The sequence below is a fragment of the Treponema sp. OMZ 798 genome (assembly GCF_024181385.1).
GTDB lineage: Bacteria > Spirochaetota > Spirochaetia > Treponematales > Treponemataceae > Treponema_B.
The window spans coordinates 2229264-2245600 of the sequence record NZ_CP051305.1; the positions used below are offsets into that span (position 1 = coordinate 2229264).

A 16337-nucleotide genomic window follows, 5' to 3' on the forward strand; every position below is an offset into this window, starting at 1 on the left:
TTATGCAAAACATAATTCTCACAACAAAAAAAATATTTATATCTGCATTTATTTTGATTTTGATTACGGTAAATTTTATGTCATGTAAAACCGCTCCTGAACCTAAGGAAGAAACCCTGATTGATCTTATAAAGGCAGGAAAATCGGAAGAACTACAGGAAAGACTTAACAGCTCTGCCTTAAATATGAAGGATGAAGAGGGAAACAGTCTTTTACATATTGCCGCCGTAAAAAACGATCCCATGATTGTGCGCTTATTAATAAACATGGATGCCGACATAGAAGCACAAAATAATACGGGGTCAACACCTCTTGCAGCAGCTCTAAGCAATGCATCTTATGATGCCGTTAAGGTTCTCATTGAGTACAATGCAAATATATTTGCAAAAGATAATGAGGGCGAAAAGCCCTTCTATATAGCCTGCAAAAACAATGTTCCTAACTTGATTTTGACGGCTCAGACCTTAAAGCAAAAAGATGAAAATCACGATACAGCCCTGCACCTTGCAGTAAAGGCTATAGATAAGCAGCTTACGGAGCAAATTCTAGCTATAGAATCCCTTGAAACCAAATACAATAAAGAAAATCTTAGCCCCCTTGGTATAGCATACAAATACAACGATTTTGAAGCTTCAGCCGAAATTGCCTCCATACTTCTACTTGCAGGCATACACCCAATGGGAAAGGATTTTAATGAATTTGAAACGGCAACCCTTGCCCGAAACTACTCAATGCGTTTCGCTGACGGCGAAACCCTGCTCCATATTTTTGCAAGAAAGGGTTATACGGGATTTTTAAAATTTTTAATTAAAAGCAAGGTTCCTATCGATGTAAAGGATATTTCAAGCTCAACGGCAATACAGGAAGCCGTTTATAACGGAAATATCGAGGCCGCAATCTTACTCTTACAAGCCGGAGCCGATCCAAACAGCCGTAACTCATCCGGAAACACAGCCCTCCACCTAGTTATGCCGGAGGCCTCTCGCTCAAAACTATTTAGCGAGCTTATTACTGCCGGAGCCAATCCAAACCTTAAAGATAACTATGGAGAAACGCCTCTTCACATTGCTGCACGAATCGGTATGAATGATGACATCCTCGATCAGCTGCTAAAAGCCGGAGCCGATATAAATGAACGCAATAAAAAAGGACAAACCCCTCTTATTTTGGCTATCGAAAGAAATCAAACACAGCAAGTGGACTTTTTGATCAATCATGGAGCCGATATACATGCCGAAGACAAGTCGGGCGAATCTGCCTTCATCCATTCCATAAGCGCAGGTCTACCCATGGTAGAGCACGTAGTCACCGAAAAAAACATTACCGAAAGAGATTCCGAAGGCTCGACCCCGCTTCACATAGCAGTAAGCCATAGGGCTAGTTCAGATATTATTTATTATCTGGTAGAAAAAAAGAGTTTAATAAATACACGCAATAAACTTGGAAATACCCCCCTTCATATAGCTGCCGAAAAAAACTACCGCGAAGCAGGAGAAATATTGATAGCAAATAATGCAGATATATTTTACGCAAACCTGAGCGGAGACAGCCCCTTAAAATTTGCCCTGACCTTAGGTGAAGGCAGAGAAGATTGGATGATAAACTCTCACACAATAGGTGCCGGAGACGGAGCCGGAAACACGCCTCTTCATCTTGCTGCAGAATGGCAGATTTTACCGATGATACCTTATTTAATCGATAAGGGAGCGGATATAAATGCAAGAAATGCAAATAATGAAACACCTCTATTTAACGCAGTTAGAACCGACAGTCCCGAGGCCGTAAAAGCCTTGTTAGGCAGCGGATCAAAAAAAGCCGACTTGGATGCAAGAGACTTTTTGGGAAATACGATTTTACATGCAGCTGTAAGATGGTCAGCATATAAATCCGCCGATTTTATTTTAAGCAAGGATACGGAAGAATATGTAAGGCTTATAAATGCAAAAAATCTTGCAGGAAAGACGGTTTTACATGAAGCCGCCAAGCAGGGTGAAATAAAATTCATAAATATCTTTTTAAAAGCCAAGGTGGACATAAACACTGCGGATGAAACAGGCCGTTCTCCCTTATCCGAAGCCGTACTTGCAAATCAAATCGAAGCTATCGGCTTATTGCTAAAAAACGGAGCCTCACCCGTTCAACAGGATATGTACGGAAGGACAGCCCTGCATGAGGCTGTAGAAATTTCGGAAGAAAGCCTCAGCCTTGTAAGGAATGCAGGCGGCAACCCCTTAGCCAGAGATGCCTACGGAAAAACTCCCTTCGTCCTCGCCCTGAATAAAAACATAAGAACTGTAGATCTTGTGCTGGGCAATGACAGCCTTTTAACCGATACTGACGGAGACACACCCCTTCATATAGCGGTAAAGGAAAGGATAAGTCTCGATTATTTCCAAAGAGTTATGAAAAAACGATATCCTTTAAATAAACGAAACAAAAACGGAGAAACAGCTCTTTTACTTGCAGTTCAAAACAATCAAAAAGAAATAACAAGGGCACTTTTAGCAGAAGGAGCAGATCCTTTTATAGTCAACAATAAGGGAGTTTCTGCTATAACAGAGATTTTTACAAATCATCCCGACTTTGCGCCGATAGCCGCCGAATTCTCATTAAAGCAGACGGATACACTTGGAGAAGGAATGCTGCACTACGCAGCCAAATTTGCAGATGTACAAACTGTCAAAGACTTAATTTCACTACCCGGTATCAAGCTTGATGTAAAAAATACGGCAGGAGAAACACCTTATCAGGTTGCCCTCAGATGGAATAGAAGTGAAATAGCAGAACTTTTAAAAACGGAATAAAATAAAAAACCCGTAATCTTAAAGATTACGGGTTTTTTATAATCCAAACATTTACTTATCGTACTTTATAGATGTTAAAATACTGTTTAATTTTTCCGTCGGGCTTTCATACTCCCTAAAGGTAAAGTAAACATGGTATCCCTTATCCGATACGAGGGTAACGGTTTTACCTATACAGTTATTTACAATGTTTGACTGCTCATATGGGAAATACTTAGGCTTAAGAATAGCCAGATGATAATCTTGTCCGTCATACCTAACCTGAGCCAGATGAGAAGGAAATGGAACTAAGAAAATTAAGAAATGATCTGTCTTACCTCCTCCCAAGGTCAAGCTTGTGCCGGGCTTCATAATGTGAATATTACGCCTTCCTATATTCCTATTTTGGTTTAGAACATAAATCTCGGTCATGCCCGACTGATTGCGTTTTATTTCGATTGTTTCAAAAAAGTTAGCCGGAGACATATAGGTGCCCCTCGGCTCCTTTGCGGCAAAAGAAGCCGCTAAGACACGCCTGCGAAGTACTTCATCATCTTGTTTTTGAGCGGCTATGCGATCCAAATTATCCGCCGAATACATCGAACTTCCATCTCCTGCAAAGTTTTTATTTTCGGAATATATTGAAGTATTCGATGCAGAGTTAAAAGCATTTAAGCGGCTTGCATGATCATCTTCCTCAGAAAGTTGATGAGGATATCTTTTATCCTCTTCCTGATAATTCGGCTGACTGCCTGCAGCATAGCGGGCCTGATTGGAAGATGAGCTTGAACCTCTTCTCCTTGCAAAGAAGACAATCAAGAATATCAGAAGAAGAAGCAAGATAATTGCAAGAAGGATAAACCAAAGAGCATTTGAATCTTTAAGTCTTTGAAAACCTGTGGGGAAGACTGCTAAGGAAGTTTCCATAACCTGAGGTAAAACTCGCTTTCCATCTGCAAATTCAAGCCTCATAATAAGATTATAATTACCTTCCTTGTATTCCGGAGGAAGAAGGGCCGAAACCCGGATCACTACATCCTTTTCACCGGATTTTACCTTTGTATTTTGTGAATCGACAGGTATTTTACTGATATTGGCACCGTTATCAATCACAATATGAGTTAAATGAAGCTCTACATCTTCATCGGAGTTATTCGTTACCTCAAAGGAAAAATCAAGTTTATTACCCTGAGCTTCAAGACCGCCATCAGGAAAATGGATAAAAGGTAAATTTTCCGCATTTTCCGTAATTGTAAATTTGTCATTCTTATCCTTAGAAAGTTCACTGCCTGCAGCACCGGAGGCTTCTTTAAAGTCTTTTGAAACATCGGTAAGACTTCCCTGCCCTGTTCCTGCATCACCTGAGCCGCCCTGAGAAGTACCCGAACCGCCGTAACTTCCTGAGCCGGAAGAACCTCCCGCATAACCGCCTCCTCCCGAAGAAGAACCTGAGGTTCCTGAGGATGAGCTTCCTCCTGCAGAGCTGCCGGTACCCTGAGCCCCGGAACCGCCGCTGCTTCCTCCTGCATATCCGCTGCCGGAATTGTAAAATTCTTCACCGTCCAATCCCCGTATTACGGCATCGGCAGGATAAGGAAGTTTAACATAATAAACCTTCCAGCCTTTTTTTCTGATACTTCCTGCAAGGAGCCCTATTTCATTTTTTATCTGATCATCAGTATAATTTTTATAAGGACTTGATGCAGGAGGATTAAAGATTCCGTCTGAAATTATAATCAGTATTTTTTCTTTTTTATCCGGTAAATTTGAACCGTATTGGCGGGCGTATTGAAGTCCCGTCAAAAAGTCCGAGCTTTTTCCCAACTGGTACAAAAGTAAAAACCTTGAAACGACTCGGGACATATCCTTTTCGCTGTTAATTTTTTGCGACATTTCATAACGTGCATCTGCATTAAAGGATAAAACATGAACAGTATCACCTTTTCTTACAAATTTATCGTTAATTTCAGTCAAGACACGATTATTAATGTCTTCATAGTAGGGAAGGATAGTTCCTGACGTATCCATTAAGATGACAATTTCAGCATTTGTCTTTGCAGTATTTTGAGCAAAGATGGGCGTAAAAAGAACAAACAAAAACAAACACAGAGAAACTCTTTTAAACATTTTTTCCTCCTTTCGGGATGCAGTTAGAAGACTTGCAGGCCTTAAACCAAAACCTGCAAGTCTCAACTAAATTATTTCAAATCCGCGATAGAAATATCTATAATCTTATAGCTCCTTTTTTCGTCATTGACTTCAAATTCAACCTCTTCTCCTTTTTTGCGGTTGAACAATCCGTTTCCTAAAGGCGACATATAAGAAATGATACCGTTTGCAGGATCAGATTCCCATGGTCCTAAAATTGTATACTCTTCTTCATTATTTGTCAAATTGTTTAAGATTTTTACCCGGCTTCCAAAGTAAACTTTCTTTGCAGTTGCAGTGGTGGGGTCAAAAATTTGAGCCCTGTCAAGTTCATCTTGTAATCTTGTAAGAGCATTGTTTAAGCGGGTCTGCTCTTCTTTTGCAGCCTTATACTCGGCATTTTCCCGCAAGTCTCCGAGCGAAAGAGCAAAACCGATGTCCTTCGCATTTTGCGGAATTTTAACATCTCTGATTTCGATAAGCTCCTTGTTCTTAAGATCAAGCATCTTAGCCGTAACAATCAAGCCGTGAGCTGTAACACTCTTTTCCTCAATATCGAAGAATTTAAAGTCCTTATGTTTTTCAACAATTTTAGCTCTAATATTCATCTTAATCACAGGATCCAGATCTTTTATGTCCCCTATAAGGGTATAAAGCCTTGTTATTGTATCCACATCGCTTTCAATTATGAAGTTTTGCAAAAGCTCATCCTTACCGAATAGGATTGTATGTACTTGATGATTGATTTTTCGGTTTTCGGTTGTATTTCTTCTCGATGCAATTTCTCGGTATGTAATATCAAGAATGTGGATAAGCACTATGAGCTGCTGTTCTACGCTGATACCAAGTTCCTTAAACCATTCCTCTTCCTGAATATTTTTAAAGAACCAAATAACGGCACTTCTGTATATTCGGTAGTTTTCAAAACAATCCTTGACCAAATTCTTTACATCGTCGGTAGAACCGGCTTCTATCAGAGCATCCAAGATCTCTGAAGATAAAACCGTGGGGAAGAGTCTTATATATTCTTTTTCCCAATTAGGAATAAGATTTTTTATGTACTTTAAGAATTTTTGACGAAGGGTCTGTCCCTTTATCGAAACCTTATCCTTTATTTGAGCATAGACCTCCATCGGATCTTCAATACGGCTGTAAAGCTCTGCGAAGTTATATTGCTTTACGGCCGAGATCAGCTGCTTGTCTGCAATAAATTCTTTAACAAGAATATAGGCACAAATAACTTGCTCATTTACCTGACTAAAGGCTTTTAAGAAGCCTTCAAAGTAATCAAGCATTTCTCTGAAGGTATCGGATTCGTCATCGCAGGCTTCCGAGGTATCATAGGCATTAAGAAGTTCAATTCTGGCAAAAAAGTTCTTTTGAGCCTTAAATTCGTTTGAAAGTTTTTCTTCAGCGGCAATAGGACGCTCCCTTACGCTGTAAAAGTCGATATTATCCGGATTGATACCGAACATAGGATTCTCTTTTAAGACCTTTCTAGCCTTTGTATTCCAGCTGGTCCATTCACCAGCTGTCAAAAGGGAAGGAACAAGCTCCTGTTTTATCCTTTTCATATCGCAGTTATTGTCAAAGCTCTTTATTATAATCTTCAAAGCCCACTCGGGATCACTCTTTATTTTTTTTGTAAGAATTTCCTTGCTTATTGTAGATTTTAATACCCATATATGCTCTCTGTCCAAGGTTTGGAGGGCTGTAATACCCATTTTAAGACTCATAGAGTGGATATTTTCTTCTCCCTGTTTTTGTTTTTTTGCAAATCTTATTAAAAGTTCATCATCTTTGATTGATTTAATGTGTCCTACACCCCATGTGCGGTGAAATACAAAGGACCCAGTATCAAATGAAATATGCTTTTCAAAGTCTGCTATAGCATCAAAAACAGGTCTCCAAGGCTGGGTTATATCTGACACCTTAATACATTCTGCAAGCTGGCTGTGATCCTTATACTTATTTTTAAAACACTCGGTAATTTCTTCACGAGCCCAGTTGTCCTTTTCGTCGTAAGAAAGAATAAGCTTTAAAATATCGATACAGATGTTCCAATTTTCATTTTCCTTGTAATACTGATAAACATCCTGCATCAATATGGAATTACGGCTGTTATCCATAACACCGGTAATCTTAGCCTGTATGCGGAAGAAGAAGTCAATTTCATCAGGTATTAAGGTTACAAGTTTTGACCAGATTTCTTTTACACCGTTTATTTGCTTGCGGTTGATAAAGCGGTACAAGGCCTTTTTGTAGTACTCTATCGATTTTTCGGTATTGCCGTCTTTTTCATATTTTTCGGCTAAAAGTTTAGCAATCTCAGCCTCATCATAATCAACCTTTACCAAGCGCTCCCAAATATCATAAAGGTCTTCACTTCCTGCAGCCTTGTAACATTCAGCCAAGGTGCGGAGGGCAAATTTAGATTCTCCGTATTCGAGAACCTTTTTACAAAGATATTCAACTATTTGCGTTCTGTGGTTGTCGGTAAATATTCCGATTAAGCTTACAACATTTGAATCATCCAAAAGCTGATTTGAAAGAGAAATTATACTTGAAATATAAAGGGCTATTATACTGTTTTTCGTATGTGTTAAATGCTCATCACATATTTCTTTGATTTCATCCACAACATTTTCTTTTTTTGCCGTAGATACTAATTTATATAGATCTTCAAAATTCTTTGTTGTGTAGTTGCCTATAGCTGCTCTGGTCCATTTTTCTTCATTGAGCATCTCTATCAATTGTTTTTGTATATCAGACATAAATCCTCCGAAAATCTGCTATCTCATATAGCAATTATATATATTTTGATCTAATACTTTTATCCGCAAAAGCAGGTCATCTATTTTTGACTTGCTTTCATTTACACTCACATAATGGTCTATCAGCCAAAAATAATGATTTATTAAACGCGGAACAAGCTTATGTTTTTGTTCTTGAGAGGCATTTTGAACCTCGCCTTCCATCAAAAAGATATTTTGCTTTAGCTGCCCTACTTCAAAAGCCCTAAGCTCCCGCTTTACATTAAAGACCCCGTCAATAACGCCGTAAACAGGCAGCCAATAAGCGATATCTTCAACCTTATAGCCAAGATTATAAACTCTATGAATAAGCCTGCAAATAATTTCCGATTCAAGAAATTGCAGCTCAATCCCTTCAGGATTTATAAAAAAGGCTTCCCGAAAAAAAGCTTTTGCAAATTTTATTTCCCCATATAGGGCGTAACAATCGGCCAAATCTGCTAAAACCGCTCCCGAATTCTTGTCTATCTCGGCGGCATACCTCAAAAAATCAAGGGCCCTTTCATAGTTTCCGAGAACCTTATAACAAAGACCTATTTTACGGTAAGGCTCTGCATCGGGCAGCTCTGACTCTTCATTAAATAGGTCTGCGTAAAATTCCAAAGCAATCGTAAAAACGGCACATTTTAAAGAATATATGATAGATTCTTTTTCTTCTCCCTGGCGGTGAATATAAGCTAAAAAAGGCTTCCACTGAGAAATCATCATCTCAGCCCTTTCTAATGGAGTCGAAGCTTTTTTTGCTTTTTCAAGCTTATCCTCCCAAAACCGCACGCCCTTTAGAGTATAGTCGATTTCTGCATTCTCCAAGTCATCCCTTAATAACCTTTCAAGCTCGGCATAGGACCCTCTTAGATCTCCCTGCTTGAGGATGTTTAATGCATTATTCAATTTACTCTGTACGGGTCTCTCACTCATAATATCCTCAATTTATTATTGTACATAAAAAAACGATTTTAGTCAATTGTGCATATTAACTCATTTTTCTATAATATGCTTTACTCTCTTGAAAAAATATACAATTTATGTTAAAGTATGCAATCGGGAATGTTCATTTTCGTTATATGCAGTATGCTTTTAAATCATATTTTCTCCTTTATATAATAGACTTGAATAATCCCTAATACTTTTATAAGGACGGTTTTTATGAGCCAAGAAAAAAAACTTGTAATGATCGACGGTAATACTGCTGCCGGTCACGTTGCCCACGCCTTAAGCGAGGTAATTGCCATTTACCCGATCACACCGTCAAGTCCGATGGGTGAGGTCGCTGATGAATATTCAGCCCGCGGAAGAGAAAATATTTGGGGCACTGTTCCCGATGTTGTTGAGCTTCAATCCGAAGGAGGTGCTGCAGGTGCCGTACACGGTGCCTTAACCACAGGAGCCCTTTCCTCAACATTTACCGCATCTCAGGGCTTGCTCTTGATGATACCGAATATGTACAAAATAGCCGGCGAATTGACCAGCACTGTTTTCCACATTGCTGCCCGTGCCGTAGCTTGCAGTGCTCTTTCTATCTTCGGAGATCACCAAGACGTAATGGCTTGCCGCCAGACAGGTTGGGCTATGTTGGCATCCAACTCGGTTCAGGAAGTTATGGACCTTGCCATTATTTCTCATGCTGCCACATTGGAAGCAAGAGTTCCCTTCCTCCACTTCTTTGACGGATTTAGAACTTCTCACGAAGTACAGAAGATTGAAGAAGTTTCTTACGATATTATGCGCCAAATGGTAAGCGATGAACTTGTTCGTGCTCACCGAAAGCGCGGTTTAACCCCTGAAAATCCCGAACTTCGCGGAACTGCACAAAACCCGGACATTTACTTCCAGGGAAGAGAAGCTGTAAACAAATACTACCTTGCTACTCCCGAAATTGTTCAAAAACAAATGGATAAGTATGCAAAACTTACCGGAAGACAATATCACCTTTACGACTATTACGGAGCAAAGGATGCCGAACAGGTTATCATCATTATGGGCTCCGGAGCCGACACTGTTGAAGAAACGGTAGATGAGCTCAATGCAAAGGGAGGAAAATACGGTCTTTTAAAAGTAAGGCTTTACAGACCCTTCAGTGCCGAACACTTTGTAAAAGCCCTTCCTGCAACAGTAAAGGGTATCGCAGTTCTTGACAGATGTAAGGAACCCGGTTCTCTCGGTGAACCCCTATACGAAGATGTAAGAACAGCAATCGGCGAAATGCAGGCTGCAAAAAAATGCCCCTTTACCCACTATCCCGTTATCATCGGCGGGCGCTACGGTCTCGGTTCAAAAGAATTTACACCGGCTATGGTTAAGGGAGTATTCGACAACCTTGAAGGCGAAAAGAAAAATAATTTCTCTGTAGGTATCGAAGATGACGTTACAAACACAAGCATCAAGTACGATCCCAACTTCAAGCTTGAAGACAAGGACATGCATCAGGCTATGTTCTTCGGTCTCGGTTCAGACGGTACTGTAGGCGCCAACAAAAACTCAATTAAGATCATCGGTGAAGCTACAGACAACAAGGCTCAGGCCTACTTCTCCTATGACAGTAAAAAATCGGGCGGTTTTACGATCTCTCACTTGAGATTCGGAAAACACTCAATCCGAAAGCCCTACTTAATTACAAATGCAGACTTCGTTGCCTGCCATAAGTTCAGCTATCTTGAAACCTACGATATGCTCCACAGCCTTAAAAAAGGCGGAACCTTCCTCTTGAACGCTCCTTACGGAAAGAACGAGATTTGGGATAATATGCCCATCGAGGTTCAAAAGCAGATTATCGAAAAAGAAGCAAAATTCTATGTAATCGATGCTATCAAGATTGCAGAAAATGCCGGCATGGGCAACCGAATCAACGTTGTTATGCAGACAGCCTTCTTCAAAATCTTCGGAATCTTGCCTGAAGCCGAAGCCGTAGACCTAATCAAAAAATTCATTGAAAAATCCTACGGAAAGAAAGGCCCCGAAATCGTTCAAAAGAACATCAAAACCATAGATATGGCTCTTGAAGGAGTTGAAAAGGTTGACTATCCCAAGACAGCAACAAGCAAGCTCAAGATGCACCCTGCAATCACAGGCAATGTACCCGACTTTGTAAAGAATGTTTTGGGCAAGGTTGCTATCCAAAAAGGCGACGATATCAAGGTAAGCGAAATGCCTGAAGACGGAACCTTCCCCACAGCCACTACTCAATATGAAAAGAGAGCTATCGCAGAACATGTTCCGATATGGAAGAGCGATCTCTGCATTCAGTGCGGTCAGTGTACTGTTGTTTGTCCTCATGCCTGTATCAGAATGAAGGCCTATGACGGCTCTCTCTTGGCAAAGGCACCTCAGGGCTTTAAATCCTGCGATTATAAGGGCAAGGAATTTGAAGGCGCCAAGTTCACAATTCAAGTTTCGGTTGAAGATTGTACAGGCTGCGGCCTTTGCGTTCAACAGTGTCCTGCAAAGTCCAAGGAAAATCCCGAAATCAAGGCTATCAACATGGAAAACTTTGTTGAAAACCGAAAGCAGGAAGCTGCTAACTGGGACTTCTTCTTCAACGATATTCCGGATCCGGATGTAAAGAAACTTAACTTGAGCGTTCCCAAGGGTATCGGTATGAAGCGCCCGCTCTTCGAGTTCTCCGGAGCTTGTGCAGGCTGCGGTGAAACTCCCTACGTAAAACTTCTTTCACAGCTTTTCGGAGACAGAGCCATTATTGCAAACGCAACAGGCTGTTCTTCAATCTACGGCGGAAACTTGCCGACCACACCTTATGCAAAACGATGCGACGGAAGAGGACCTGCATGGTCTAACTCCTTGTTTGAAGATGCAGCAGAGTTCGGTTACGGTATGAGATTAACAAGCGATAAGCTTGCAGTTTATGCCCGTGAAGTTGCCGCTAAGGTAAAGGAAAAGGGAATTGCAGCCGGCGTAATCGACAAGATTCTCAATAACACTCAAGAAGATGATGCCGCTATCGAAGATCAGAGAAGCTTCGTTGCAGAGCTCAAAAAAGAACTGGCCGGTTCAAAAGACGAGTTGGCCAAGGAATTGGATTCTTTAACCGACCACTTTATCAAGCGCTCCGTTTGGATCCTCGGAGGAGACGGATGGGCCTACGATATCGGTTACGGCGGTTTGGATCATGTTCTTGCCTCAGGCAAAAACATCAATGTTCTTGTAATGGACACTGAAGTTTACTCAAATACCGGCGGACAGATGTCAAAGGCAACTCCTATCGGTGCCGTTGCAAAATTTGCAGCTTCCGGTAAGGATATAAGCAAAAAAGACTTAGGCATGATGGCTATGAGCTACGGCTATGTTTATGTTGCCCACATTTCGATGGGTGCAAATATGAGCCAGGTAATCAAAGCCTTCCGCGAAGCCGAAAGCTATGACGGACCTTCGATTATCATCGCTTACAGTCACTGTATCAACCACGGTATCAACATGACCAAGGGTATGACAAACCAAAAAGAAGCTGTAACATGCGGTTTATGGCCCCTTTACAGATACGATCCGAGACTCGTCGAGCAGGGCAAAAACCCCTTCCAGCTTGACAGCAAGGAACCCGACTTTAATCTTGCCGACTTTATGTACAAAGAAGTCCGCTTCAAGACCTTAAAGAACGCCGATCCAGCAAGAGCTCAGATGCTCTTGGATAAGGCTGTTGCTAAGGCTAAGAGGCAGTGGCAGGAATACAAGTATTTGGCTGACAGGCCCTTCTAAAAGTCTAATTACCGTATAAAACGAAAAGCCCCCTTAACTTCTATCGAAGATAAGGGGGCTTTTTTTTAATTTTACTTGTCCAAAATAGTTATTTCTACACGCCTGTTTTTAGCCATGTTTTCAGGCGAGTTATTTGCGGCAACGGGCCGGCGGGCGCCAAAGCCGCGGGTATAAACGTGTTCTCTTTCTTGCACACCCAGTTCGATAAGATAATTAGCTACGGCAGCAGCCCGCTCTTCTGAAAGCCTTTGTCTCTCTTTTTCCGTTCCGGCTAAGGCCGTATGCCCTGAAATTAATAATTCTCTATCGGAGAACTTTGAAAGAATTTCGCCTATCTTTTTTAATTTTTCCTTTTCGCTCTCCCTTAGAACAGCCGAATTGGGCAAAAACTGAATATTTTCAATACTGATTGTTAAGCCTTCATCCGTTTTCTCGATGGTAGTATTTTCAAGGTTTAGATCCTCAACGCTCTTTTTAATTTCTTCTTCAGTGCCCGTATCTATCTTTTTTACTTCAATTACTTCTGCTCTTGCAGTACCTATAAAGTCATAGGTGTAGCCTGAATAAAGAAACATTTTAATATTAAATTCTTCATTGTAACAAAAGAGGTTTCCTCTTTCTTCGTCCCAATATAGGTTCTGCCTCGATTTGCCTAAGATTTTTACAGGAACATCTATCTCACCCTTGTAATTTTTAAGAACCTCTTGAGGAACAAGGTGATTTAAGTCGTAGCTTGCCGTTATGTGGCGGTAAGTTTTTCCGTCTATTTCTGCAAGACCTATGTATTGATAGTCAACCTTAAACGGAAAGGTAAAGGGCTTTTCTATTCCGAAGGCATCCCTAAAATCATGGGCTTCAAAGCCTTCTCCCTGCCATGTATCACCCGGCTTAACGGGATAATTAGGAAATGTCGGCACATTCCGTACCACAGGCATAAAATATTCATCGCCGATAGAGTAAAAACCGGCCTCATCACGCCTAAATACGCTTGGATAATTGCGGGACCAGTCAAAGGTTTTGTTGGAATTTTGCTCACTTGTCATAAACATACACGAAAAAAGAGCTGAGGCAGGTTTATCCCCCTCTACTGCCTGTATATCCGAAACTTCTACCTCAATTCTATTGATAATATGAGCTTGATGATGAAATTTTCCGTTTACGTAGACCTTTTCATCTACAACCGAGTGAATTTTATAGGCATCATCATCAATAAATCTAAATTTAAAGAGAAATTCGGCATTTTTTTCATCCTCACCAGCAAAAAGGAGAGAAAAACCCAGAGCAAACACGAACAAGACGAGCTTTTTTAAAATATTATTCTTAAAAATACGGTATTTCACATTTTCTTATCGGTATTTTTAGAATAAACCTTTAGAAAAAGTTTTTTCTAAAAAAAAGCCTATTTTTAAGCAAAAATTTAAAAATTTCCCTTAAATTTTCAATTTTTTTTGTAACTAAAAGCGCCTAAATAGTTTTGTTTAGTGTATGTTGAACGACAACAAACAATTCAATATACCTCCTTTGCAGTTTCCCGGCAGGTTTTTCTCCTCCTTTTACCTGCCGGGTTTTTTATTTTCTTGACAGCTTACAGAATCTAAATGCAGCTTGCATTGCGGTCTAATTTAATATTATGTTCATACTATACTCAAATATAATAAATGTAATTGTTAATTCGGTAAATAAAATATTATTTATTGCTGGAAGATAATTGAAAAATATGCTATAGTAATACAGGAGGTGTCTTATGTTTGCAACGACAGGAATAATTCAAGATAATACTGTTTATATAAAAGATTGTGTACTTGACCAATATAACGGGAGAAAAGTGATAATTACCATTTTAGATGAAGATAATTGTTATGATACTATTCCTAACCAGCAACTATCTGAAATTTCCGATTCAATAATTACCAAAAATATGAAAGCCTATCAGGAATTGGCAAAATGAATTTCTTCTCGGAAGAACAGGTTTTAAAAATTCATTCATCTTTAATTACAAAAACCGGAGGAGTACATGGAGTTCGGGAATTAAATCTTTTGGACTCAAGCCTAAAATCAATATTTCAAACTTTTGATGGAAAAGAATTATATCCATCGACTTTAAATAAGGCAGCTCAACTTTGTTATTCACTAATTGAAAATCATCCTTTTTTAGATGGAAATAAAAGAATAGGTATCCATTTATCATTGATTTTTCTTAAAATAAATGGAATTGATTTGAATTATACTCAAGAGGAACTAATTAATTTTGGATTTGAAATAGCTTCAGGCAAGATAAAACAAGAAAAAATAAAAGACTGGTTCGTGGAGCACAAAATATAGAAAACACATAACAACCTGCTCCGGACTGTTTTAGATTTAACCATGCGCGCTGAAAGACTTTTTGAAATCGTATTCATTCTTCTCAACCGGAAGCAGACAACTGCACAGGAGCTTGCAAAAAAATTCGGAGTATCGGTACGTACTATTTACCGCGATATGGATATTTTAAGTACCGCAGGAATCCCCGTATATACAATGCAGGGAACAGGCGGCGGTATTTTTATCGATGAAAGCTACACAATCAATAAATCGATTTTAACAAAAGAAGAGCAGGAAAAAATTCTGCTTGCACTGCAATGCCTTTCACCAATCGATGAGATACACACCGAATCCATTTTGAACCGTTTATCTGCAATCTTTCAAAAAAATACGGACTGGGTTAAAATCGACTATTCAATTTGGGGAAGTGAAAACGGTAACGGCATTTTTGAAACATTGAAGCAGGCGGTTTTGGAATGCCGCGCCGTCAAGCTGGAATACATCAGCTCTTATGGAGAAAAAAGCGAGCGCACGGTTTATCCCTTGCGATTTTTGTATAAATCAAAGGCGTGGTATGCCGAGTGCTATTGTACCGAAAAAAACGATTACAGGCTTTTCAGATTAACCCGTATTCTTTCTATTACAAAGACTTTAACGGCATTTAACCGTACTGACTTACTGAATAAAATGCCTGACCATAAAGAGGCTGCACCGGTTTCGCTTACAAACATTAAATTAAAATGTACCGCTAAAACAGTCTACAGACTCTACGATGAATTTCCTCCGGAGCTTATTACAAAGGATTCCGACGGCTCGTATACCCTGAATGCAGCTCTCCCCTTTGATTCATGGGTCTGCGGTTTTATCCTGTCACTTGGTACCGAAGTAGAAATCCTCGAGCCGAAAAGCTTAAAAGAAGAAATCGCCCGCCTTGCAGAAGGAATTATGAAAAAGCATAGGAAAGTTTAAATCATTTTTTCAAACCTGACACATTCTGACATGTTTACGTAGTATAATAGGTTATATATTTTTACAAGATGAGGAGTAAACTATGCCGAGACCTACGACAAAAGAAGATTTGATTTTTGCTTCAAATGAGCAGTTTGAAAAACTGTGGAGCTTAATTGACGGTATGACCGAAGAAGAAAGAGCTGCCGATATAAATCCGAACGAGCGCGATAAAAATGTCCGAGATGTGCTGGTTCATCTTTATGAGTGGCACTGTCTTTTATCGAGTTGGATAAAGTCCAACACGAAAGGGAAGCCGGCACCCTTTTTGCCTGCACCTTATAATTGGAAAACTTATCCTAAAATGAATATTGAGTTTTGGAAAAAGCATCAAGATACTTCTTATACCGATGCCGAAAAAATGCTAAAAAAAACTCATAAAGACGTTATGAAACTCATCGAGACTTTTTCGAATGATGAACTTTTTTCAAAAAAATGTTTTAACTGGACAGGAACAACAACTCTCGGAAGCTACTGTGTATCTGCAACAGCCAGCCATTATGACTGGGCAATCAAGGATATAAAAAAAGCTCTAAAGAAATATAGAGAAAAGTAGTACCAACAAAAAGGCTGTTCA

The 16337-nt window shown here is 39.8% G+C and carries 10 protein-coding genes; 6 read left to right on the forward strand and 4 right to left on the reverse strand.

The annotated features are described in order from the left end of the window. Positions 1 to 2 precede the first annotated feature (2 nt). Positions 3 to 2804, forward strand: a complete 2802-nt coding sequence (locus tag E4O07_RS10320) for an ankyrin repeat domain-containing protein (protein ID WP_253685501.1) — start codon at positions 3 to 5, stop codon at positions 2802 to 2804. A 51-nt stretch (positions 2805 to 2855) separates the two neighbouring features. Here the strand turns inward: E4O07_RS10320 and E4O07_RS10325 are convergent, their stop codons facing one another. From E4O07_RS10325 to E4O07_RS10335, 3 genes are all read right to left on the reverse strand, one after another. Continuing rightward, a complete protein-coding gene (locus tag E4O07_RS10325) occupies positions 2856 to 4910 on the reverse strand; it encodes a vWA domain-containing protein (RefSeq protein ID WP_253685503.1) in 2055 nt (684 codons plus the stop codon). Between the two features lie 71 nt (positions 4911 to 4981). After that, positions 4982 to 7705 (reverse strand): transcription elongation factor GreA, encoded by a 2724-nt coding sequence (greA, locus tag E4O07_RS10330; protein WP_253685505.1) that lies wholly within the window; start codon positions 7703 to 7705, stop codon positions 4982 to 4984. Between the two features lie 18 nt (positions 7706 to 7723). Further along, entirely contained in the window at positions 7724 to 8662 is a 939-nt protein-coding gene (locus tag E4O07_RS10335; RefSeq protein ID WP_253685507.1) for a tetratricopeptide repeat protein, read from the reverse strand. A 228-nt stretch (positions 8663 to 8890) separates the two neighbouring features. Between E4O07_RS10335 and nifJ the strand changes: the two genes are divergently transcribed. Then, positions 8891 to 12451 (forward strand): pyruvate:ferredoxin (flavodoxin) oxidoreductase, encoded by a 3561-nt coding sequence (nifJ, locus tag E4O07_RS10340; protein WP_253730560.1) that lies wholly within the window; start codon positions 8891 to 8893, stop codon positions 12449 to 12451. Positions 12452 to 12522: 71 nt separating this feature from the next. Here nifJ and E4O07_RS10345 read toward each other — a convergent pair whose 3' ends face one another. Beyond that, positions 12523 to 13791 carry an OmpA family protein gene (locus tag E4O07_RS10345; protein ID WP_253685511.1) on the reverse strand — a complete coding sequence of 423 codons (1269 nt, stop codon included), beginning with the start codon at positions 13789 to 13791 and terminating at the stop codon, positions 12523 to 12525. Positions 13792 to 14195: 404 nt separating this feature from the next. Here E4O07_RS10345 and E4O07_RS10350 point away from each other — a divergent pair, with 404 nt between their 5' ends. The 4 genes from E4O07_RS10350 (at position 14196) to E4O07_RS10365 (ending at position 16316) form a co-directional block, all read left to right on the forward strand. Beyond that, a complete protein-coding gene (locus E4O07_RS10350) occupies positions 14196 to 14399 on the forward strand; it encodes a hypothetical protein (protein ID WP_253677418.1) in 204 nt (67 codons plus the stop codon). Continuing rightward, a complete protein-coding gene (locus tag E4O07_RS10355; RefSeq protein WP_253677419.1) occupies positions 14396 to 14773 on the forward strand; it encodes a type II toxin-antitoxin system death-on-curing family toxin in 378 nt (125 codons plus the stop codon). Before E4O07_RS10350 ends, E4O07_RS10355 begins: the two co-directional genes overlap by 4 nt. 42 nt (positions 14774 to 14815) lie before the next feature. Beyond that, the gene (locus tag E4O07_RS10360; RefSeq protein ID WP_253685513.1) at positions 14816 to 15721 is read left to right on the forward strand and encodes a helix-turn-helix transcriptional regulator; all 906 of its coding nucleotides are present in this window, start codon (positions 14816 to 14818) and stop codon (positions 15719 to 15721) included. Positions 15722 to 15803: 82 nt separating this feature from the next. After that, positions 15804 to 16316 (forward strand): ClbS/DfsB family four-helix bundle protein, encoded by a 513-nt coding sequence (locus E4O07_RS10365; protein ID WP_253685515.1) that lies wholly within the window; start codon positions 15804 to 15806, stop codon positions 16314 to 16316. Positions 16317 to 16337: the final 21 nt, after the last annotated feature.